We start from the raw sequence: 23,401 nt of genomic DNA, 5'->3' as shown, positions 1-23,401 counted from the left end.
ACTTCTGTTATGCGTAGCCCATTCACCAATTCTTACTCCTGAATTCTGCTGTATTAAGTCCCGATCGCCCCAAAGAACTAAAGCTACCTAAAACTACGCTGAAATTGCTGATAACTGTTAAACTCCAAAAGCTAAGATCGTCTAAGTAGGGAATCTAAAACAAAATCCCACTTTAGAAATTAGGAGCAAGAGCGTGAATTTGGACGATTTAGCTTTGCAGATAGAGAACATGCGTAAGCGCGTCGCCCTCTTGCAACGCCAAAGTGAACAGCAAGAAGCACAAGCAGATATTGAACTCGTTACCGCAGTATTCAAAGAAGTTTACCTAGCTTTGGAAGAACTCCAACTAGTGAATGAAGATTTAAAGCAGCAGAATAAAGAATTATCTAACACTCAACAGGCATTGGTAGCAGAAAGTCAACGCTACCAAGAATTATTTGAGGAAGTACCAGACGCTTATTTTGTGACTGATACAAAAGGGATAATTCAGGAAGCTAACTCAGCAGCCACCACTCTGCTTAACATTTCCAAAAGTTTCTTGTTGGGTAAATCCATAGGGATTTTTGTGCTTGAGAAAGAAGTAATTGCTTTTCATTTGAAACTAACTCATCTGCGCGATCGCGCCCAATTCCCTGACTGGAAAATGCAAGAGTGGGAAGTAAACTTGCGACCGCGTGACAAAACACCTATTATGGCTGCGGTTAAGGTTGCTGCTATCCGTAATCAATCTAGTGAGTTAGTTAGTCTGCGCTGGCTATTGCGGGATATTGGCGAAAGTAAGCGAACGCAAGCCAAGCTGCAATGGGCAGAAGAGGCGATGCGACAAGCGCTTGCTAAAGAAAGGGAGTTTAGCGAACTTAAATCCCGCTTGCTCACCATCACCTCCCATGAGTTTCGCACCCCTTTGGCTACCATCCACTCTTCTGCTGAATTACTAGAATATTATCGCCACCTCTGGAGCGAAGAACGACAACAAACTCACCTACGTCGCATTCAAACATCAGTTATGCATATAACTCAGTTATTGAATGATGTATTAGTACTGAGTCAGGATGAAACAGGCAAGTTAGAGTTTAATCCAACACCCATAAATTTGGTGGAATTTTGCCGCGATTTATTAGAAGAATTACAACAGAGCGATCGCTCACAACATGCGATCGCTTTTAGCAGTGAGTGCCAATGTACACCAGCTAATTTAGACGCGAAACTACTGCGCCAAATCTTGAGTAATTTATTCTCGAATTGTCTCAAATACTCTCCCATTGGTAGTACGATTAGGTTTTCTGTAACCACTGCTAACGAGCAAGCTATATTCCAGACTCAAGACTCTGGTATTGGCATTCCCCCTGCTGACATTGAACACATCTTTGAACCCTTCCATCGCGCCAGTAATACAGCCAATATCCCAGGAATGGGATTGGGGATGTCCATCGTCAAGCAGGCTGTAGATTTACATGGCGGTGAGATTACAGTTGAAAGTGCGATCGGTACGGGAACTACCTTTACTGTCATTCTGCCATTTTCAAGAAATTTCCATGTATAGCTAATCAATCACTTTTATTTATCGAATTTAAAAAAAAAAGTAATTGCTTGTATGCTAGAAGGTCTTTAAAGTAGAGTTAGCCGGTCAACAATGAGTTGATTGTAAAGTTTTTCTTCGCAGTAGCTTAGGGAAACAAACTCAAAGACTTTGTATCTTTAAATATGAGCTTAAAATATTACACCTGTGGTAATCTCTAACAAATCAGAATACGCACTTCTAGCCCTGTTAGAGTTAGCAACCTGCTACCCTAACGGTGAAGCCCTACAAATTCGAGAGATAGCGGCCTTGCAAGATATCCCGAACCGCTATTTAGAACAACTTCTAGCAACATTAAGACGTGGAGGTTTAATTAAGAGTATACGCGGAGCCAAAGGTGGCTATGTTCTGGCACGAGATCCCGGAAAAATTACAGTGTTGGATGCTTTTAGCTGCATGGAAGGGTCAGATATTGTTGTCTCTCCTTCTGAGCCTACTCCCAACACGGTAGAAGGTGAGCTAATTCAGGAAGTTTGGCAAGAAGCACGTCAGGCGGCTAACTCCGTTTTGGAAAAATATACACTCCAAGACCTTTGCGAACGAAGATCGATCCGAGAACAGAAGGAGCTAATGTATTACATTTAGGAAGGATGGCCAAATAATTACTAATTCGTAATTCGTAATTATTTGGGTATGTGAAAGTAATAACAAGACAACCTGTGACGCTGTTATATACCTGAAGTCAATTTTCAACAGCCTATAAATAGTGCCACTACTCTCGTGGAGCGTTATGCAGCAGGAAAACGGAACTTTAGTAAAGCAGAATTGGGTAATGCTGATTTGCAAGGTATTAACTTGCAAGGATCTGACCTAAGTTATGCTGACTTGAGTGAAGCTAACCTGAGTAGCGCTAATTTGAGGGGAACTGATTTGAGCAATGCCTTTCTTAGTCAAGCTAATCTGAAGGATGCCGATCTTAGGGGAGCATTATTGATGTCAGCGAATCTCCGCCAAGCCGCTCTCAAAGGAGCGAACCTGGAAAAAGCAGACTGCGATTACCTACGGTAGGCTACGCCAACGCAATACTCATTTTCCCCAAGATTTCGACCCAGTGAAAGCGGGTATGCAGATTAAATTTGAAGATTGATTAATTTAAGTTAAACGATCGTACTGGCCTCAAGATAGAAGATATTTCTCTCAAAAGAGTTGTATTTTGGTTAAAAAGCCTATCTATGAGGTTGACAATGGAGGCGAAAAGTGAAACCTTCAACCGACGCGCACCACTAATTACTGCTGGAATTTTTATTGGTGTGGGTCTTGGAGGGTTTATTGATGGAATTTTGCTGCATCAAATCCTCCAGTGGCATCACATGCTGAGTAACATTAGACCTCTGATAAACAGGGCGAATATAGATTTGAACATGGTATGGGATGGGTTCTTTCATACCTTAAATTGGGTATTCACCGTGATAGGAGTTGTGTTACTATGGCGTGCTGGAAGACGTGATGATGTTCCTTGGTCATCACAAACCTTTATTGGATCGATACTGATTGGGACTGGGTTGTTCGACTTGGTTGAAGGTTTAATTGACCACCAAATTCTCGGTGTCCATCATGTGAAAGCAGGCCCAAATGAGTTAGCTTGGGATCTAGGATTTCTTGCATTGGGTGCGCTACTTGTTGCCATTGGCTGGCTAATGATAAAAAAAGAGTCAAGAGTCATTAGTCATTAGTCATTGGTCATTGGCATGGGGCATGGGGCATGGGGCATTGGTCAATATCAAAGTTCTTCTTCCCCTGCCTCCCCTGCCTCCCCTGCCTCCCCTGCTCCCCTGCTCCCCCTGCTCCCCCTGCTCCCCACTCCCCACTCTCCTCTATGACAGATACTTTTGAAAAAACTAGCTGGAGTTGGCAGTTGTCTCAATTCCAACAACAAGCGGGTGAATGGTGGGAATACCAGTTTTACCGCTTTGAACGGGCTTTACCAGAATTGCCTACTGGATGGTCAATTAGTCCTTGGCTTGGTGAATTGCTGAAATTCCTGTTTTGGTTGGTACTGGGATTATTTGTAGCGTGGGTAGGTTGGCAATTATGGCGAGAATTCAGTCCCTATATATATTCTTGGCTAAATAGAAGTGGTAATCTCACTGATTTTCGCGTCAAAAATCGCTCTAATGAGTCATCCATAGCCCTTTTGTTGGAGCGATCGCAAGAATTCTACCGTCAAGGTAATTACCGTGAGGCTTGCCGTTGTGTTTATTTAGCAATGTTGCAGCAGTTGGATAAAAATGCGATCGCACCCCACAAACTCAGCCGTACTGATGGAGAATATCTGCAATTGCTGCGATCGTCTGTGACTCCCATACAGCCCTATGAAACTTTAATTACCACTCACGAGCAACTATGTTTTGGTAATGCCGAGATTTTGCCAGACAATTATGAGCAGTGTCGGCAAGCTTATCGAGAAATTTCCCCGGAATGAAAAAGAGACGTTGCATTGCAACGTCTCTACATAAAACAAACAACATTCTATTTGGTGAGAATTGCGTAGACGTTCTACGGCTTGTCGTTAGACATCGCCTTGTCCACAGCTTGCAAGGCAGTGTTGACTTCCGCCTCTGTAACAATTAACGGTGGCACAAACCTGACTACTTTTGGCCCGGCTGGTACTAGCAATACACCTTCCTTAATGGCAGCATTGACGACATCGGCTGCGGTTAAACCAATGTCGGCTCGTAACTCCAAACCGTTGATTAAACCCCAACCCCGAACTTCGCTAATGTGCTGAGGATATTTTGCTGCGATCGCTCTCAATCCAGATCGCAACTGTTCGCCCCTATCTTGGACATTCTGCAAAATATTTTCCCGTTCCAATGTCTGACAAACACTGAGTGCTACACCACACACAAAAGGATTGCCGCCAAAGGTGCTGGCGTGTTCTCCTGGTTGAAAAACATCGCAGAATTTCTTGCTCATCATTGCACCGATGGGGACACCACCGCCTAAGCCTTTAGCACTGGTGAAAATATCCGGTTCAACGCCGAGATGTTCGTAAGCCCATAATTTGCCGCTACGCCCCATACCAACTTGCACTTCGTCGAAAATCAACAAAACGCCAGTTTCATCGCAAATTTGCCGGAGCTTTTTGAAATAGGCAACATCTCCTGGACGTACACCGCCTTCTCCCTGCAATGGCTCGATCAGAATTGCTGCTACCCGATAATCGCCTTCATCCAACTCGCTAATCGCTACTTCCACAGCGTTAATATCGTTGTAATTTACGTAGTGGAACCCAGGAACCAAAGGATCGAAGTACTTTTGATACTTCGGTTGTGCCGTGGCGGTAATCGTTGCCAAAGTCCGCCCATGGAAACTGGCATTGGCGGTTAAAATAATCGGTTTTTCAATGTCTAATACTGTGTGAGCGTATTTCCGCGCCAGTTTAATTGCGGCTTCGTTAGCTTCAGCTCCAGAGTTGCAGAAAAATACGCGATCGGCACAGGAACGATCGACAAGCCATTTTGCCAATTCACCTTGCTCAGGAATGTAATACAAATTAGAGACATGGTGCAGCTTTTGGATTTGGCGTGTTACCGCTTCTACCATCGCTGGGTGGGCGTGTCCCAAAGTACAAGTAGCAATTCCCGCTACAAAGTCCAGATATTCCTGCCCCTGTGTATCCCAAACCCGACATCCAGCACCCCGTTCTAGGGCTAAGGGAAACCGGGCGTAGGTAGACATGACAGCTTCATTAAAGCTATCTGTATCAAAGGGACTAGATGCTGACCCTGAATCTGGGGGGATGGTGGCTTGGTCAACGAGAGTTTGTAGGCTCACTACCGCTCCTCCTGAAAGTTTTTCATTATATAGTTATTTACTAGTTTCCTAGAAATCCCTAAAAAATACTTTTTATTTAGCACAACTCGTACTTCTTCTTAGGCTAACGCTTATATAACCTCAAAGGCATGGCGGTGCTGAAAAAAATTTTTGTACTCAATGCTGCAAGAGTATGAACGACAGGCAATTTCCATAGGCGCAGCCTGTCCAAATCTTGGGTAGAGTGTAGGGGTTTTCTCACTGATGTCCAAAAAGCTAAGTAGTTATGAGTTATTTAGATAACTTCTAAGTAAATGAGCATGAATAATTAAAGGTTTGCAGTAAGCGGCTTCAGCCCTTGCTAAGTACATAATTTCGTAACTTCATAGCGAATCCCTCTGTGTACCTCTGCATTCCTTTGCGTTTAAAACCGCTACGAATTAATGCAAAGCTGTACTAACAGACAAATTAATTAATTTTACATGGCGTAACTTAGTTTGATTTATTCTTGCCCACCTACTTAGATTAAATATACTAAAAAGGACGAATATTAAAAAGTTACTAGAAAACTAGAAAAATTAGGTTAAAAGTACTATTTTTACCTCATTCTCAACACTTGAGCAAAAATATCAACGTATCCAAAAAGAGTTGATGGCTGGGGCGATCGCTCTTGGCGGTGTTTTCTTTATTGGCACTTTGTGGTACTGGTTAGTGGAGGGCTGGTCATGGGAAGATGCAGCTTACATGACAGTTATCACTTTAGCGACTGTGGGATATGGAGAGACGCACCCACTCGGTAGTCGAGGACGATTATTTACAATTGCCCTAATTTTGTTGGGTGTAGTCAATATCGGTTACATTGTCAACAGATTTACAGAAGCGATTATTCAAGGCTACTTTCAACAAGGAATTCGGCTACAGCAACAGAGGCGGTTAATGGAATCCCTATCAGAACATTACATCATCTGTGGATTTAGTCGGACTGGTCGCCAAATTGCCAAGGAATTTCGGGCAGAAGAGGCACCTTTTGTGGTAATTGATTCAGAGATTGAATCAGTACAAAGGGCGCAGACTGAAGGTTACACAGCATACCAAGGCGACGCTACATTAGATGACACACTTTTGAAAGTTGGTATTGAACGGGCGGTTTGTATCGTTGCAGCCCTTCCTTCTGATGCTGAAAATTTATACATTGTATTATCGGCTAAAACACTGAATTCGGGAATTCGGGTGATTGCACGGGCAAGTACAGAAGAAGCTTTGCAGAAGTTACGACGGGGCGGGGCGGATGAAGTGATATCCCCCTATATTACTGGTGGAAAGCGGATGGCTGCTGCGGCACTCAGACCCCAGGTGTTGGACTTTGTAGACGGGATTTTGACAGGTGCAGACCGCCAGTTGTATATGGAAGAATTTTTACTCGACCCGGCTTTCTGTCCTTTCGTGGGTCAAAGTTTGCAAAAGGCGAGATTGCGATCGCAATCTGGGGCATTAGTTCTGGCAATTCGCCGTGTTGATGGGACTTTAATCGGTGGCCCCACTGGCGATACGATTTTAATGCCAGGAGATCGGCTAATTGGTATGGGTACAGCAGAGCAATTGCGTAGCCTGAATCAAATTCTCGGCCCAATGAATTCCAAGAAACTGCGACGACCGAAAAATAGTTGATTTTATTTTATTTAATTACTTTTTTATACTAATTAGATATTGTTTGTATAGTCTAATTGCGTAAACAGATTTAGACTTTCCCAAATCGCCGCTCCCGTTGCTGGTAGGCGCACAAGGCACGATGAAATTCGGCACGGTCAAAATCGGGCCAGAGAGCATCGGTAATATAAATTTCCCCATAAGCCATTTGCCAGAGAAGAAAATTTGAGAGGCGCATTTCTCCACTGGTGCGAATTAATAAATCTGGGTCAGTAATTCCGGCTGTGTACAAGTGGCTCTCAAACACCTGTTCATTAATTTCATCGGGTTGTAGCATACCTTGCTGAACTTGCTTTGCGATCGCCTGACAAGCTTGTAAAATCTCTTGCCGTCCGCCATAATTAGTTGCTACTGAAAATCGGATACCACGATTATTCTTAGTTTCCTCCATTGAACGGGAAATTTCTTGTTGAAGCGATCGCGGCAGGTCTTGCAAATTCCCTACAAACTTAATTTGAACATTCTCTTCGACCATTTCCCGCAGTTCTTGGCGCAAAACTCTTTGAAACAGAGTCATCAAAAAATCTACTTCTTCCTGCGGTCTTTTCCAGTTCTCCGTTGAAAAAGCATAAGCTGTCAGCGCCTGAATTCCCCAATCCTGACAACAGCGGAGTAAATCCTTAAGAGCATCTACTCCTCGTTTATGACCCATAATTCGGGGTAGACCCTGACGTTTAGCCCATCGACCATTACCATCCATAATCACCGCAACGTGCTGCGGCAATAATTCTCGTTTTAAATCGGTAGGTAAATCTTGTAGTTTAGTTTGTTGTACTGTCATTTTTTATCTCGAGAAGCGGTCGATGGTAATCTGAGTAAACGTGAAACCAGTGCTAGTGTCTTCCCACCTATCCGACGAACAAAACTCAACAGACCAGGAGCAACAGCTTCCCTATCTACGGTTGGAGATAAAAGAGCTTCTAATGACTCTTTCAGTTTCCGAATCGTCAGCGGTCTATTTAGGGTTCCCCGTTCCGCTAAGGAAATAGAACCCGTTTCTTCAGAGACAACGACACAAATGCAATTTTCGACCCGCTCAGTAATTCCCATTGCCGCTCGGTGGCGTGTTCCCAACTGGCGCGAGGCTGTGCGTCCCGAAAGTGGTAAAATTATACCCGATGATATAATCCGTGAGCCACGAATCAATGTCGCTCCATCGTGTAACAAAGTTTTCGGCTGAAAAATTGTCTGGATTAGTTCTTTAGAAACTTCCGCATTTAGCTTTACTCCTGGCACAGAAAAATCTCGCTCATCTATTGGCCCTGTGGTTTCGACAATTAGTAAAGCTCCAATGCGGTTTTTTGACAATTCTTTAACAGCCTCAACAATTTCATCAATTACACTATCAGATTTGGGGATTGCCAGACGGTCGGGTTGAAACATCTGGCGGAATTCGCCACGCCCCAATTGCTCCAAAAACCGCCGAAACTCTGACTGTAGAGCAACTGCCATTGCCACAGCACAACCAATCACCAACTTTTCTAGTACAAAACTTAGCAGAGGTAGTCCGAATCTGCCACTTAGTGCTGAGGCTAGCATTAAGATAATGAATCCCCGCACCATCCATAGTGTCCGGCGCTCACTAATAATAACTAGTATCATGTACGTTAGCGCCAGCACCAACACAATATCCAGAGTCCCAAGTAGCAAGGACTGTGACCACCCCAGGTTTGCCAGCCATTGCTTCCACCAATCTCTCATGACATCTGGATTAAACTTTTGCCTCTAATTTACAGTTGGTCCTTTGTCATTTGTGCTTTGTCATTTGCAAATGACTAATGACTAATGACCAAGGACAAATGACTATTTCTTGAGTCTTTCTGGTAGGCGATCTTGTCGAATTAAATCTTCATAAGTTTCACGTTGCAAAATTAAATTTGCTTCGCCATTCGCCACTACGACTGCTGCCGGTCGGGGCAAGCGGTTGTAGTTAGATGCCATACTGTAATTGTACGCACCAGTTCCCATAACTACGAGAATATCCCCTGGTTCAGTCTTTGGGAGTAGAGCATTTTTAATCAGAATATCTCCTGATTCACAATGTTTACCGGCAATTGTGACTGTTTGACTTAGGGGAAAAGACATTTTATTGGCAACGACTGCCCGATAAACTGATTGGTAAGTAATCGGGCGGGGATTGTCAGACATTCCGCCATCAATTGCTACGTAGGTACGAATTTCTGGGATAACTTTGGATGAACCAACAGTATAAGCAGTGACGCAGGCTGTGGCAATTAGCGATCGCCCTGGTTCGCTTAGTAATTTTGGCAAAGGCAGATTTTCAGCTGCACAAGCTTCTTGAATTACTTCACAAATCGCCTTCACCCACTCTTCAATGCTAGGGGGATCGTCTGATTCTATATATTTAATCCCTAAACCGCCACCAACATTTAACTCTGTAATATTTAAACCAAACTTAGCAGCATCCCGCAGCCACTGCACCATAACGGCGGCTAAATCTTGATGCGGTTGGCGCTCAAAAATTTGGGAACCAATATGAGCGTGTACTCCTACGCAATTCAGGGCAGATTGTTGACTGACAAAGGCAAAAACTTCATCTAAATTGTTGGGATCAAAGCCAAATTTACTATCTAAGTGTCCCGTGCGAATATATTCGTGAGTGTGGCATTCAATACCGGGGGTTAGCCGTAACATGATGCGAATCGGTTGAGCAGGTTGGGCGATTTCGACCAGGGTATGTAATTCATACCAGTTATCCGCCACAATGGTGACACCAGATGCGATCGCTAAAATTAATTCTTCACGAGATTTATTATTTCCGTGAAGATAAATTTTATCGGGACTAACACCTGCTTGCAAGGCGGTGTAAAGTTCGCCCCCAGAAACTACATCGATTCCTAAACCTTCAGAGGCGGCGATCGCACAAACTGCTAAACAATTCCAAGCTTTTGAGGCGTACAATACTTGAGATTCGCCCTTGTAGTATTGCTTGAAAGTATCTCGGTATTGCTGACAAGCCGAACGTAGGGTTTCTTCATCTAAAATATATAAAGGTGAACCAAACTGCTCAACTAGGGTTGTGACATCACACCCACCAATTTCCAGGGAGTCATGATTATGGACTCTGGCAGTTAAGGGTAAAAGTTCCTGATTAGGCGATGGATTTGCCTTGGTGTCGTGCCTTTGAGGTAAATATTGACTTCCAGAATGTTGAACCCCAGTGGGGTGAGTCGATACCATAACTATAAAAATTTTCCTTGTTCAAATTACGGGCTTTGAGTTTGTCTCCCGATTCCCAGTGTACAAAGGGTTTGTAACGTTATTCAATAAATGTGATCTCATTAGACTTAGAAATTAAATTACTGACATTAGAAAATCTCAGTGCTATTCTGGAACTCGATCGAGCCTGTTTTGGCGGACTTTGGACTCCAGACGGCTACAAACGAGAATTGGATAGTCCCAACAGCGATTTACTTGGTTTATTTTCTCCCTCCTCCAGCACAAGTTTGCTAGGAATGGGTTGCTTTTGGTCAATTTTAGATGAAGCCCACATTACAATTTTGGCGGTTCATCCTCAATATCACCGTCAAGGAATGGGACAGGCTTTATTATATTCACTTATTAAGACAGCTTGCGATCGCAAAATGGAGCGAGCTACCCTCGAAGTGCGAGCTTCCAACTTAGGGGCTATATCTTTATATCAAAAATTTGGCTTCAAAACAGCAGGGCGGCGGCGGCGTTACTACCAAGATAACGATGAGGACGCTTTAATCCTTTGGCTCCCAGATTTACAACACCGCAAATTTAAAGCAACTTTAGACCAATGGTATTCCATTGTCAGCGATCGCCTGGAAAAATCCTCTTGGCACTTGCTTTTTAAGTAGTTGGGCATTATTAATTTTGAATTATTGGGGCAAGCGATCGCCCTCAGCAAAAAAATGCAACTTTACCACGCTAATTTAAATTTAAATATATTATGAAAAACTATTTTCTCATAATAATATAATATATAAATTATTTTTGCTTGATATTAAAATATATATATGTTAAATATAAATGTTTGGGATTGAGTCAAAAAACCCTTAACCTAAGCAGTCAGCTATTTGTAATAAATCCCAAAAACGCTGGTGAACTAAAGCTCCTCAGTACACTAGCCAGATAAGAGTAGTCAATAGTTAACAATTAGCCCATCAACTCAAGTCATAGCTTCAGGATGTCTATAATCTGTTATACAGGCATCCAAAAGCTTTGCCTGTGCTAAAATCAGCATACCGGCACGACCGCAGATGATGGGATAAAGCCATGTTTGAGCGCTTCACTGAAAAAGCCATTAAGGTAATCATGCTGGCCCAAGAAGAGGCCCGCCGTTTAGGTCACAACTTTGTTGGAACCGAGCAGATCCTCTTGGGTCTGATTGGCGAAGGCACTGGGGTGGCTGCGAAGGTGCTGAAATCAATGGGCGTCAATCTCAAAGATGCCCGAATTGAAGTTGAAAAAATTATAGGACGGGGATCGGGCTTTGTTGCCGTGGAAATTCCGTTTACGCCACGGGCAAAGCGAGTTTTAGAACTCTCCTTGGAAGAAGCACGCCAACTGGGGCATAACTACATTGGCACCGAGCATCTGCTGTTGGGCCTAATCCGCGAAGGGGAAGGCGTCGCAGCCAGGGTGCTAGAAAACCTCGGTGTGGATCTATCTAAGGTCAGAACCCAAGTCATCCGGATGTTGGGAGAAACTGCCGAAGTTTCCCCAGGCGGTTCATCCGGGCGCACGAAAACCCCGACTCTGGATGAATTTGGCTCCAACCTCACCCAGATGGCAATAGACAATAAGCTCGATCCAGTGGTGGGACGCGCTAAGGAAATTGAGCGAGTGATCCAGATATTGGGTCGCCGAACCAAAAATAACCCAGTGCTGATTGGGGAACCAGGGGTTGGTAAGACAGCGATCGCTGAAGGTTTAGCTTCACGCATTGCCACCAAAGATGTCCCTGACATCCTCGAAGATAAACGCGTCGTCACCTTGGATATTGGTTTGCTCGTAGCAGGAACCAAGTACCGGGGTGAATTTGAAGAACGCTTGAAAAAAATCATGGATGAAATCCGCTCGGCGGGTAATGTCATTCTCGTGATTGATGAGGTACACACCTTAATTGGTGCAGGTGCAGCCGAAGGTGCGATTGACGCAGCGAATATCCTCAAGCCAGCTTTGGCCAGAGGTGAGTTGCAGTGCATCGGTGCTACAACCCTAGATGAATACCGGAAGCACATCGAGCGAGATGCAGCACTAGAGCGGCGTTTCCAGCCAGTAATGGTTGGCGAACCTACAGTTGATGAAACAATTGAAATTTTATATGGTTTGCGCGAACGCTACGAGCAACACCACAAACTGAAAATCTCCGACGAAGCATTGGTAGCGGCGGCGAAATTATCAGACCGTTACATTAGCGATCGCTTCCTCCCAGATAAAGCCATCGACTTAGTTGATGAAGCTGGTTCTAGAGTGCGCTTGATTAACTCCCAACTGCCACCCGCAGCCAAGGAGTTAGACAAAGAACTGCGTCAAATATTAAAAGAAAAAGATGACGCGGTGCGCTCTCAAGACTTTGACAAAGCTGGAGAATTGCGCGATCGCGAAATGGAAATCAAAGCCGAAATCCGCGCGATCGCTCAAAGCAAGACCAATGCAACTGGCACAGAAGGTGAAGAACCTGTAGTTACAGAAGAAGACATTGCTCACATTGTCGCTTCCTGGACTGGAGTACCGGTGAACAAACTCACCGAATCTGAATCTGAAAAGCTGCTGCACATGGAAGATACCTTGCACCAGCGTTTAATCGGTCAGGATGAAGCTGTGAAAGCAGTTTCACGAGCAATTCGTCGCGCTCGTGTTGGTTTGAAAAATCCCAACCGACCCATAGCTAGCTTTGTCTTCTCTGGACCTACTGGTGTAGGTAAAACCGAGTTGGCGAAATCCTTGGCTGCTTACTTCTTCGGTTCCGAAGAAGCGATGATCCGCTTAGATATGTCCGAATACATGGAGCGTCACACCGTCAGCAAACTGATTGGTTCCCCTCCAGGTTATGTTGGCTATAACGAAGGTGGTCAGCTAACCGAAGCCGTGCGGAGGCGTCCTTACACCGTGGTGTTGTTCGACGAAATCGAAAAAGCGCACCCCGATGTTTTCAATATGCTGCTGCAAATTTTGGAAGACGGTCGGTTAACTGATGCCAAAGGTCGCACGGTAGACTTCAAGAACACCTTGCTGATTTTAACTTCCAATATTGGTTCTAAGGTAATTGAAAAAGGCGGTAGCGGTATCGGCTTTGAATTCTCCGAAGATGCCAGCGAGTCAACTTACAACCGGATTCGCTCTTTGGTCAACGAAGAACTCAAGCAGTACTTCCGTCCAGAGTTCCTCAACCGACTCGATGAAATTATCGTCTTCCGTCAGTTGAACAAGCCGGAAGTGACCCAAATCGCCGAAATTATGCTCAAGGAAGTATTTGGTCGTCTGACGGAAAAAGGTATCACCTTAGAAGTCACAGACCGCTTCAAGGATCGTTTGATCCAAGAAGGTTACAGTCCCAGCTACGGCGCAAGGCCATTACGTCGGGCAATTATGCGCCTGTTAGAAGATAGCCTAGCAGAAGAAATTCTGTCTGGTCGTATCAAAGATGGCGATACAGCCCTTGTTGATGTGGATGAAAATGGCATTGTCCAAGTTAGTTCTCAACAGCGCCGGGAATTGTTACCCCAAGGTGTTGAGTAAGATTTAGGGTTTGGGATTTAAGTCTCAAATAAAAAATTAGAAAACGGTAGAGTATTTATTGCTCTACCGTTTTTCTGTTTGGAGGGTAAAATTGACGGTCACATTTCACTCTTTTTCGTAGTTATTCTCTTATTATTGTGCTGTTTAAATAGTTATTTAATTTTAATATTTAGATTTAGCATTGACACAGATATTATGCTAATTTCTACGATTATAAATAAAAAAAATATCCCTTGCGGGTGTATTCTCGCCTATTCGCATAAGGATCAAGCAGCAATTTAGAAGACTAAAAAGCTCGTAAAGCTGACCGTGAAATACACCGTCGCAGGATCAACAACGGAAATCAATACCTATTCCCGCAAGTGATTGAAGTGCTTTGTCTAAGGAATCATTGCTTACAACTGATTCAGACTTACCTTTAAGTAATCTTACAGGCAAATTGTCTTAAAGTATTGCGTGAAAATGACTAAATTAGTGGTAGATCGGACTGAATAATAAAAAAATCCAACAAATCCCATTGGTAGCGTTGGATTTTGTCCTTTAGACAAACTTATGTAAACTTTTGTTTTTATCGTAATTATAGAATTTAGCTGTTTTCAGTGTAAATCCTGGAAATACAAAAAAATTAACCCTTAATCATGAGTGGAATTAATCGTCGTGTCACAAGCGCCGATACTATATAGCTGTATTGAGCGTTAAAAGACTAGAGTAATAACATTGAAGTAGGTGGGTGGAACGGGCGATCGCAGATCATTATGCATTAGATATAGAATTAATGATAAATCAAGAATTAAGGAGCAAAGCTGTGCATAGCATACTTTTAAGCCGCGAAGAAGTTGGACGACGTGCGAAAGAATTATATGAAAATAGCATTCGTCAACAAGTGGAACGAGAAGAAAACATCGGTAAAATGGTGATTATCGATATAGAAACAGGTGAATACGCAATTGATAAAACAGGCTTAAAATCGGCACGATATTTACGTAATAAAAACCCATTAGCTCGACTTTTTGGTATTCGCATTGGTTATAAAGTCGCTGTTTCCTTCAGTGGTGAGATGGAGCGTGATTATCGTTGATTTCTGGTATTATCAAAAACGGACGTGCAACCGTTAACATAATATTTCGACTGCCAAATAAACCAGATTTTACTATTGAATTTGTTATCGATACAGGTTTTACAGAGTTTCTTTCTCTGCCTCCAGCAGCAGTTACTATACTGGGTTTCCCTTTCGTGTATGAAATGTATGCAAATTTAGCTGACAATAGTAATGTAATCTTGCCAATACATCAAGCTACCATTATTTGGAATGGAGAAGAACGGGAAGTGAATGTACTTGCTACAGGACGTTTACCTCTATTAGGAACTGCTTTACTTGATGAGCATGAACTTGTCATACAGTTAGTTTATCGAGGGCGGTTTAGTAACAATTGATGAATTGTAGTTGCTTTATTGGCAAAAGTTGGAGCATTGTATTGATAGTTAAGATGTTGCGATCGCCTTTCACAGATGATTTCGGGCATTGTTCACCTACGCAAGTGTCTGAAGCGCCGAGTAAGGTCAGTAGCTACTCGTCAATTAGCCACCCACGCTCTATACCGTGTTCAATTCCGCCAGTCCAGTCCATTTTCAGATGCTTCCGCACTTTATGGAATAGATGTTGAACTACAACTGGATTAATTGAATTTTTAATATATTTTTCTTCATACCTAAATTCTCGGTCAGTGTTTTTTTGCTGACGTAGTACGTAAATTTGGTCAACCTTGTACTTCCGAAGATTGACATCACTGGTCAGCTTAATCCACTCCATAAGTACAACATATAAACTATTTGGATTTCTTGCCTTTAAATCCTCTGCTGCTCGTGATGAACCTTCGAGCATAGTTTTATCAAGATATGTCTTACATTCAATAGCAACAACTGGAATATCGAAAATATGTGTTTCGGTGTTTCCTGTAACTGTAACTTCAGAGTAATTTTCCGGTTCCTCTTTAAGAAGTGAGAGTATTTCACCAGGATTTTCATCTTTCTCCGGTGGGGTTGCTGCTTCAAATGATACTTGAATAGTGGCTCCAATTACAAAGTCATGATCTTTCTTTTCAATACGTGCATACGGTCGCTTCAGCATCTCAGAGTATTTTGGCGGTACAAAGAAAATATCTTTGAATGTATGTGATTTGCCGATGAGAGCATTTTTTCCAAAGTCTCGGACTAAATCTTTAAACAGATAATAGAGAAATTCCTCCAGCACGCTAGAGTGAAGGTTTGACCGAGAATCAAACTTCTCAGCATAGTGCTGCTGATCTAAAAAATCCTTATATTTTGATAGAAATTCTACCCTAGTAGCAATAATTGCGTCATCTTGATCGGTAGGTGTTGAAGTCGGGCCAACTAATTCGAGATTAGCAGAACGCCAATTATCATACTCAGTTCTAATTTCAGTGAGATATTTTTTACTATCAACATCTCTGTATTTTGTGCGGTGATTCTCCTTTTGTTCAAGATTAGAGCCGTGAACTAAAGGGTTCCTATCGCTTTTGGGCATAGCTCTAATTTCTCTTGAAGATGAAGTGCGATCGCTTTAGCAAGAATAGGTGGTACAGCATTACCTACCTGATTGTACTGGCAAAGAAACTTCTCATCAAATCTCTCTTCCCGATGTAATAATTTGTGAGATACAACAGTCTTCTTCCCTAAAAAACGATAAGTGTCAGGAAAAGATTGGACACGTGCCCCTTCACGGGCTGTCAAATTGCGATGCTGAAAAGGATGAAGAAAATTAGCGTAAAACGAAGCTGCTATTGTATGTGATGGTTTATATGGATTTAAACGTCGGTTATTTTGGTCATAACTTATCTCAGACAACTCACCATTTCCACTACGCCGTCTAGCCCCATGTTCTTTTGGTGCGTCTGAACTTGATTCACCCCATTTAATATGTTTGAAGCGTTCTACAAGCCTCTGAGAATGATCCATTGCAACATGATTATAAAGTGTTGTACTGCCATTTCTGATCCAGCTTTGATAATTATTGAGAGGTTCTGAAATGTAAGGTTGTTCCTCTTCACCCTCACGTGCATTCAGTGGTGGTAAATCTGATATAGCATCCCACAAGCTTATGGCAGGAAGTAAACCCATGCAGGCAAATATTGATAATTGAGAGCTATTGATATGTAATAAATCTAAGGAATGTGTTTTTGGAGGAATACCTAATTTTTTTCCTGTTTTATTTCCCACAATAAAAATCCGCTCCCTAATTTGTGGTACACCATATTCAGCAGCATTTAATGACCATACTTCTACAAAATATCCGAGATTTTCAAAAGTTTCTTTAATGATATCTGTTACTTTTCTACCTTCAATATTTTTGCGCGAAAGCAAACCTTTAACATTCTCCATTACAAAAGCTTGAGGTTCGAGAAAACATATCCACTCAGCAAAGTTAATGAATAAACTATTTCTAGGGTCTTTAGGATCTTTTTGTGCTGGGCCGGCAATACTAAAGCCTTGACATGGAGGCCCACCAATAACAATATCCGGCTTGAAGTGACAGATATTCTTAAGGCTACTTGCAGTGTTTAAATCACGGATATCCTGTTCAATAACTGTCATATTTGGGCGGTTATAGCGCAGTGTATCACAAGCCCAGGTATCAATCTCAACGGATAAAGGAACAGAGAAACCTGCCATCTCGAAACCTAGACCAAAGCCGCCAGCCCCAGCAAACAAATCAATAGTGATAGGTTGTGCTGTTAGCATAGACTCTTAATGTGGTTACTCATCTTGTTTACCTTCTAAACACTCTAGGATGATACCCTTGTAGCTCTTTGTCAACCTGCTACACAGTTATTCTGTCCAAGGTATCTTAGCTATAAGTAATTTTGAGTATTCTTCAATCAATCGATTGATTCGGAATCATATCTGAAGTGCATTTAAAATGGGAGAATATAAAGAATTATTAGAAGGAATCAATCGTCATCAGTGTGATAGTTGCTAAGTGGACGATTGACGAATATCACCGCATGATTGACGCTGGCATTTTGAGCGATCGCTAGGACGCGAGTATCGACAGCATCATCGATTCTGGATAACGCATCTTTAATTTCACCAGATATCTAATAACTATTCTCAAGATATCTTATAGCGGTTCCCGACCTAGTGAGGTACGTTTTTAAAGCTATTAACCTTGGTGAGCAAGAATTCGGTGTACCTCAGTTGCTTGGGAAACGCTATATGCAGAGACACGATTTACTCGCATCTCTACGTCTTTTCATGAGTTTTATTCTGCGTTTACAAATTCCAAATATCCATTGCTAAGTTCTTTCACTGCTAAATCATAAAATTGCTTACCATGTTCAGGCGTTGCTAAAGCTGGATTTGATCCCATGCGTCCATCTGGATAACGTACTCGAAAGTCAGCAGCGCTATAAATCCGATGTCCGCTTGCTACTTCTGGTGAAAGATATGCTTGCTTAATCGCATTTGGATAAACGTACTGCGTGAGAGCTACTTCACTTGGCGTTGCATGAGAACCTTCTCGATCCCCATATAATTCTTTAGCTAGCTTATATACAGAACCGCACATAAACCAGTTTGCCACTTGACATTGCACCTGTTGAGCATTGGGAATCTGCAAATCTTCTAAATGAGCGTAGGTTTCTGAAAAAGCAGCTTTGAGGGTGGCAATATTACCACCATGTCCGTTAATAAAGTAGAACTTGCTAAAACCAGCTTTGGCTAAACAAGTTACATAATCTCGCACTACTTGAATTAAAGTGCTGGGACGCAGACTGATTGAGCCAGGAAAAGCAGTATGGTGTAATGCCATCCCTACATTGATTGTAGGGCCAACGATCGCTTGAGTTGCGTCACCCACACCGGCTGCGATCGCTTCTGCACAAATAGCATCAGTACCAATTAACCCCGTTGGCCCATGTTGTTCTGTGGAACCAATAGGAAAAATAATCCCCTTTGACTGCTGTAAATAAGCTTCGACTTCTTGCCAAGTACTTAAATGCAGTAACATTGTTAATGATTTTCCTCGATAAAATTGCGGTGGGATGAAACCTTTTGCTACTAAATAGCATCTTCCGTAACTAAACTCCCACTAACACGATTATGAACTCTCTGAATTTTTTGTGCTGGCAGTAAACAAAGATCCCCGACTTCGCAAAAGTTGTCGGGGATCTTTGTTTGCTGCCAAATTTGGAGAGAATTAGACGATCTATTTCTATGAATATTGTTTAGGGATGCAGTTGCAACCAGTTTCGACAGAGATGGATATAAGCAATTTACCGATTCTGCCATTTTATCCTACGATACTCGCCCCGAACTTTCCCATAATAGAAATCAAAATTGATTTATGAAATGGTGCTTTTCTGGATAATCAAGAAAAAAAGTTGATCGATTTTGATTTTTGACTACTCAAAGTAATAATGCTTCTTTACGCTCTTTGTAATTTCCCATCTGCAAGACATATCAGCGGGAAAAATCACTAAATTGCCCTTACCCATTTGCACTTGTTCTCCCCTATCAGGAGTAACAAGCACCTCACCTTCCAAAAAATAGCAAGTTTCTTGAGAATCATAAGTCCAAGGGAATTTTGAAACTTCCTTTTTCCAAATTTCCCATTTCAATACACCTAATTCATTGAGATATTCAAGCCTTAAGTTGATGCTCAATTTTAATTTCCATATTGTGTTTGCTCTAGTTATATTCAGCAGTAAGATTGAATATCCTCTCCACACTGATCTACTAGATAACACAAAGCGCGAAAACGCAAGTAGACAAGTTCGTTATAAAGCGGATTCAGCTTGCACATTGGCGGAATATGAGCTATTTTGCGGCCAAAAAGCATGATATCACGCTCGAATGGACACTGAGCAGGAATTAGTTTAGCAATAAATTTGGCTAATTTCCGATTCTGAATCTCAATTTTATCGAGCCATTGACGTAATGGTTGCAATAAATCTAATTTGGGTTGAGCAAATTGCTTTTTACTACCTATTTGATTCTTTTCTTCTAAAGGTTTAATAAAAGCAGGCAAAAAAATACGATGACTCTGTGTTTTAAGCATAGTTTTAGGCAAGGCTTTCCTTGTGTAGATGAACTATTTACCGATCGAAAATGTTCACATGTAATATTTTGGGTCAATTTGCATTGTGCTTGTAGATTCAGAAGCAAAGTAAGCATAATGCAAACAATTTACATGCATCTTTGGGAAGGGAAATGGTTTAACTAATTGTTATTTAAGCCCACCAAATGATGAAGAACTGTCCCGTTAAATACAAAATAACAAAGAAAATATAAAAATGGCATTTCTTTAACTTATCGATTTCTAATCTTACAGATAGGAATCTTATATATTAGATATAAATGCCTAGTTCTGAAACTGACTAGTATCTAGAGATATAGTTTATGACAGATAAACACAGTTTTGTTCTGACCCTATATACATTTCGTTAGGATTAGCGCCCTAATATCTTTCGATTTTAGAGTATTGAATATCCATATAATTGTCTGATATACTACAGAAACTAACCTAGATATTATCTAATAAGTAGCAATAAATCGATTGATAAGTCAAAACTAATATAAGAACTTACACAAGAGCCAAGGGCACTTGTACTGAGTAAATCTACAGTTTTATATAATCAGCTTTGTCCAACTACTACTCAATGTGAGATTTTGCCGTTAGCAGAGCCTCTTGTAGAAAAGTATTGGTTATTTTCCCCAGTTCTCACTCCCCGATGATGAAAAACTTAGTTATTTAAAATATCTCAACCCAGTATTAACCTGATATTTGCTGATATATTCTACATTCTGTTGCTCTAATTTTGTCAGCAATTTAGGTGGAAATGTCTTTGGTGAATATGTAGGACGATACCAAGGTTGGTTATTAAAGTAATTTTGCAATTCAGTATTATCAAAACGGCGGCCATGAATGGCAAAAATCGAATTTCGCATAATATCTAGTTCAAAACCGCTTTTACCATCCAAATCTGCATCAGTTACAAGTCTTTGAGAAAGCCAGAGATAATTGTTGAGAGTCGTAGTATCAACTGGTGATATTGATGTAGTTGCGGAAGGTGATTGAGTTGGAACAGATGGGGTAGTTGGTCTAAATGTAGGAGTTATCACTGGGCTTGTAACATTTGACGGTGTTTCTGAAGGTAATACCGTTTTATCTGCTATGGGTTGAGAAGATTTGGATAACACTTGACTAATAATCACAGATGCACCAATTAACCCACCTGCAATCAAACTGCCCATGAGAATATTATTCTGACTATGACTACTTTGAGGGCTAGGCTGTGGTTTGACAGGTGCTGTCTGAAGTGGCGGTGCAGAGACTACAGTTGGTTGAGTCAAGAGGGGTTGCGTCGGTGGAATTGGATTTGCTATGCTCTGCAAAGAATCCAGCATTGCTCTGGCTGTAGGGTAGCGATCGCGTGGATGATAAGCGATCGCCCGATCGATTACTCTTGCCATAATTGGGCTAACATGACTGGCATACTGTCGCCAGATAATTTCACCCGTTTGAGAATCGGTTTCTAGTTGTTGCGCCTGTTTACCAGTGAGCAAATAAATTACCGTCATTCCTAAACTGTATAAATCACTAGAATAAACAGGTCTACCTGCGGCTTGTTCGCTCGGCATATAGCCAGGTGTACCAATCACAATGGAACTGGTAAGATTGCCTTGAGAATTTACTACTGTTCCCATTGACTCCCGCACAGCACCAAAATCAATCAGCACTGGTTTAGCATCACGATGACGCACAATAATATTATCTGGCTTAATATCGCGGTGAACAATATGCTTCGAGTGAACGTAATCCAGGACAGGTAATAAATTCATGAATAATTCCTGGACACCACCTTCACTAAATAGCCCCTGCTTCTGGACTTTTCCAGTTAAGGTATCGCCTTCAACCCATTCTTGAACTAAGTAAAATTGTCCACCTGAAGAGAAGTAGGCATATAATGCCGGAATTTGGTCATTTGTGCCACCGAGTTCTTCTAAAATAGCTGCTTCGCGTTGAAACCTCTCTTGGACTAACTGGTAAATTTGGGGATTATTGTGAATCGGTCTTAGCTGTTTAACGACACAACAGCGCTTTGAGGGCATATAACTATCTTCTGCTAGATAGGTTTCACCAAACCCACCAGCACCCAGTGTGCGAATAACTTGATAGCGATCGTTCAGTAGCTGTATTGTCATGGGAGATTACAAACGATATTCATAAGATAGTTTTCCCCAAAACTATCTTCATTTCAAATCTAGTAATCCTTCTTCTTTCAATTTAGGATTAAAGCGAATCTGCATTTGCAAACCCCGCACTTCTAACAATTGTGTTGAAATTTCTGCTTCTACTCTCCGGGCCACGTTTTTAAGAACTTTTATTTGTGCTAATTCATCATTAGCTGGATTTTGATAACTTGTCTGTTCTTCAGGTGTCATTACAACTTTGACATCAATGGGATGAGTCCATTTTTCCTTTTGATCCCCATTTCCCCAAGGCACACTGCCATTTTCAAGAATCCAAGCATTTTCAGTATTTTCCAAAATTGTGCGACTAGGGCGTTCAATAGTTTGAACTTTGACCCAATAGCATTGCTGTGGCTGACGAACTAAATGCTGTTTGAGGCTGAGGTAAACATCACGGGAGTATCCTACAAATTGAAGTGCTTTTTCTTGGTTAAAGATAGCATATACACCGATTTTACCTTGAAATTGTTCGGGTAATTGGCCGCGATCGTCTATATAAGGTATATATTCCAGATTTGCCAAAGAAGAAAGATTTGTTTCAGAAGCCATAGATCAAATATCAAACTTACTATTTGCCTTCAAAATTGAGAATTGCGAATTAGAAAAAAATTATCTTTAAAATTATTCATTACTCAATTTTTGGTAAATTGCACAAAGGCGACTCGGTTTAAAAATCTTAGCACTGAACATGAAATTTGGTGGCACATTAATGATGACATAGTCATCAGATTCATGATATTTTTCAAATTCCGCTGGCATTCCTTTAGTGGTAGTTAAGCTATAAGGAACTGGTTGGAAAAGTAATTCTGTAAATTTAAGTCCCTCACAACCCAACTGTTGGCAAATTTGGTTCAAGAAAGCAACGCCTGTCAATAAATTGAATAGAGTTTCTTGAGCTTGAGCTTCAAGAGTGAAACTTCCATCAAAGTTATGAACGATTTTAAGGGGCATTTTCTGTATTAATAGCTAGTTATTAACGACTAAGTGATGATAGAAAATAGGCAACATATTACACAGAGTCATCCAAATATGACGGGCAACGAAGCCTACCTTTTTGTGCAGATAAACTTGGTTAAAAATAACCATTTTAAGATCAGCCTATTAGATTATGGGACTTCTGTCAGCTACACGATAAAACTGGCACTGTTAAGAATCATGAAGTTTAGCAATTTAGTCAAGTCTTGGGAAGAAAATACCTCATTTCAATCAAGCTGTATATTGTAAATACTGGCACAGTTAAAACTTGAAGATTTTCAAGATAAACAAAAAGCCCCAGGCTGTAATCGCTAGGGGCTTTTAGTTATGAATTATTAAACCTGGCATCGAGCTATTTTTGCGTAGGGCTACCCCTAAACT

General features: G+C 41.6%; 20 protein-coding genes and 2 pseudogenes. 10 read left to right on the top strand and 12 right to left on the bottom strand.

Translation table 11 applies throughout. The features are described 5' to 3' along the window. Positions 1-193: 193 nt before the first annotated feature. The 5 genes and pseudogenes from V7K84_RS24530 (at position 194) to V7K84_RS24510 (ending at position 4,001) form a co-directional block, all read left to right on the top strand. Positions 194-1,543: a sensor histidine kinase gene (locus V7K84_RS24530; protein WP_334841879.1), complete on the top strand. Its 1,350-nt coding sequence runs from the start codon at positions 194-196 to the stop codon at positions 1,541-1,543. 183 nt (positions 1,544-1,726) lie between these two features. Further along, the gene (locus V7K84_RS24525) at positions 1,727-2,164 is read left to right on the top strand and encodes an RrF2 family transcriptional regulator (protein WP_289795696.1); all 438 of its coding nucleotides are present in this window, start codon (positions 1,727-1,729) and stop codon (positions 2,162-2,164) included. Between the two features lie 87 nt (positions 2,165-2,251). After that, a pseudogene (locus V7K84_RS24520) lies at positions 2,252-2,666 on the top strand (pentapeptide repeat-containing protein). Positions 2,667-2,763: 97 nt separating this feature from the next. After that, positions 2,764-3,252: a DUF2243 domain-containing protein gene (locus V7K84_RS24515; protein ID WP_334841878.1), complete on the top strand. Its 489-nt coding sequence runs from the start codon at positions 2,764-2,766 to the stop codon at positions 3,250-3,252. 143 nt (positions 3,253-3,395) lie between these two features. Next, positions 3,396-4,001, top strand: coding sequence for a DUF4129 domain-containing protein (locus tag V7K84_RS24510; protein ID WP_334841877.1), 606 nt, complete (start codon positions 3,396-3,398; stop codon positions 3,999-4,001). Between the two features lie 74 nt (positions 4,002-4,075). Here V7K84_RS24510 and V7K84_RS24505 read toward each other — a convergent pair whose 3' ends face one another. Next, the gene (locus V7K84_RS24505) at positions 4,076-5,356 is read right to left on the bottom strand and encodes an aspartate aminotransferase family protein (protein WP_334841876.1); all 1,281 of its coding nucleotides are present in this window, start codon (positions 5,354-5,356) and stop codon (positions 4,076-4,078) included. Positions 5,357-5,986: 630 nt separating this feature from the next. On the opposite strand from V7K84_RS24505, the gene V7K84_RS24500 reads away from it, so the two are divergent. Next, on the top strand, positions 5,987-7,003 hold the full coding sequence (locus V7K84_RS24500) for a potassium channel family protein (RefSeq protein WP_334841874.1): 1,017 nt from the start codon (positions 5,987-5,989) through the stop codon (positions 7,001-7,003). 70 nt (positions 7,004-7,073) lie between these two features. On the opposite strand, the gene V7K84_RS24495 is transcribed toward V7K84_RS24500, so the two are convergent. The 3 genes from V7K84_RS24495 to lysA all read right to left on the bottom strand — a co-directional run bounded on the left by V7K84_RS24495 (position 7,074) and on the right by lysA (position 10,243). After that, positions 7,074-7,823 (bottom strand): isoprenyl transferase, encoded by a 750-nt coding sequence (locus V7K84_RS24495; protein WP_334841873.1) that lies wholly within the window; start codon positions 7,821-7,823, stop codon positions 7,074-7,076. Next, positions 7,820-8,743: a diadenylate cyclase CdaA gene (cdaA, locus tag V7K84_RS24490; RefSeq protein WP_094351790.1), complete on the bottom strand. Its 924-nt coding sequence runs from the start codon at positions 8,741-8,743 to the stop codon at positions 7,820-7,822. Before cdaA ends, V7K84_RS24495 begins: the two co-directional genes overlap by 4 nt. A gap of 102 nt (positions 8,744-8,845) precedes the next feature. Beyond that, entirely contained in the window at positions 8,846-10,243 is a 1,398-nt protein-coding gene (gene lysA, locus V7K84_RS24485) for a diaminopimelate decarboxylase (RefSeq protein WP_334841871.1), read from the bottom strand. A gap of 92 nt (positions 10,244-10,335) precedes the next feature. On the opposite strand from lysA, the gene rimI reads away from it, so the two are divergent. The 4 genes from rimI (at position 10,336) to V7K84_RS24465 (ending at position 15,208) form a co-directional block, all read left to right on the top strand. Further along, positions 10,336-10,887 (top strand): ribosomal protein S18-alanine N-acetyltransferase, encoded by a 552-nt coding sequence (gene rimI / locus V7K84_RS24480; protein WP_334841869.1) that lies wholly within the window; start codon positions 10,336-10,338, stop codon positions 10,885-10,887. A gap of 418 nt (positions 10,888-11,305) precedes the next feature. Beyond that, positions 11,306-13,774, top strand: coding sequence for an ATP-dependent Clp protease ATP-binding subunit (locus V7K84_RS24475; RefSeq protein ID WP_069071487.1), 2,469 nt, complete (start codon positions 11,306-11,308; stop codon positions 13,772-13,774). An 805-nt stretch (positions 13,775-14,579) separates the two neighbouring features. Beyond that, positions 14,580-14,852, top strand: a complete 273-nt coding sequence (locus tag V7K84_RS24470) for a hypothetical protein (RefSeq protein ID WP_334842131.1) — start codon at positions 14,580-14,582, stop codon at positions 14,850-14,852. Further along, positions 14,849-15,208, top strand: coding sequence for a clan AA aspartic protease (locus tag V7K84_RS24465; RefSeq protein WP_334841868.1), 360 nt, complete (start codon positions 14,849-14,851; stop codon positions 15,206-15,208). The genes V7K84_RS24470 and V7K84_RS24465 overlap by 4 nt, the downstream gene beginning before the upstream one ends. A 133-nt stretch (positions 15,209-15,341) precedes the next feature. Here V7K84_RS24465 and V7K84_RS24460 read toward each other — a convergent pair whose 3' ends face one another. From V7K84_RS24460 to V7K84_RS24425, 8 genes and pseudogenes are all read right to left on the bottom strand, one after another. Further along, positions 15,342-16,319, bottom strand: coding sequence for a Bpu10I family restriction endonuclease (locus tag V7K84_RS24460; protein ID WP_334841867.1), 978 nt, complete (start codon positions 16,317-16,319; stop codon positions 15,342-15,344). Then, positions 16,292-17,533, bottom strand: coding sequence for a DNA cytosine methyltransferase (locus tag V7K84_RS24455; RefSeq protein ID WP_334841865.1), 1,242 nt, complete (start codon positions 17,531-17,533; stop codon positions 16,292-16,294). Before V7K84_RS24455 ends, V7K84_RS24460 begins: the two co-directional genes overlap by 28 nt. Before the next feature lie 520 nt (positions 17,534-18,053). After that, entirely contained in the window at positions 18,054-18,800 is a 747-nt protein-coding gene (locus V7K84_RS24450) for a creatininase family protein (protein ID WP_334841863.1), read from the bottom strand. 394 nt (positions 18,801-19,194) lie between these two features. Beyond that, positions 19,195-19,468: pseudogene (locus V7K84_RS24445) on the bottom strand (cupin domain-containing protein). Between the two features lie 22 nt (positions 19,469-19,490). After that, the gene (locus tag V7K84_RS24440) at positions 19,491-19,850 is read right to left on the bottom strand and encodes a Mo-dependent nitrogenase C-terminal domain-containing protein (protein WP_289795021.1); all 360 of its coding nucleotides are present in this window, start codon (positions 19,848-19,850) and stop codon (positions 19,491-19,493) included. Positions 19,851-20,539: 689 nt separating this feature from the next. After that, on the bottom strand, positions 20,540-21,997 hold the full coding sequence (locus tag V7K84_RS24435) for a protein kinase domain-containing protein (protein WP_334841862.1): 1,458 nt from the start codon (positions 21,995-21,997) through the stop codon (positions 20,540-20,542). Between the two features lie 48 nt (positions 21,998-22,045). Further along, complete coding sequence (locus V7K84_RS24430; RefSeq protein WP_334841861.1) at positions 22,046-22,594, bottom strand: GIY-YIG nuclease family protein; 549 nt, start codon at positions 22,592-22,594, stop codon at positions 22,046-22,048. 72 nt (positions 22,595-22,666) lie between these two features. After that, positions 22,667-22,996, bottom strand: coding sequence for a hypothetical protein (locus tag V7K84_RS24425; protein ID WP_334841860.1), 330 nt, complete (start codon positions 22,994-22,996; stop codon positions 22,667-22,669). Positions 22,997-23,401 lie beyond the last annotated feature (405 nt).

The organism is Nostoc sp. (assembly GCF_036917315.1).
Classification (GTDB): Bacteria; Cyanobacteriota; Cyanobacteriia; order Cyanobacteriales; family Nostocaceae; genus Nostoc.
Note: the sequence above shows the minus strand (reverse complement) of the source record. Positions and strands in the feature narration are given on the sequence as shown.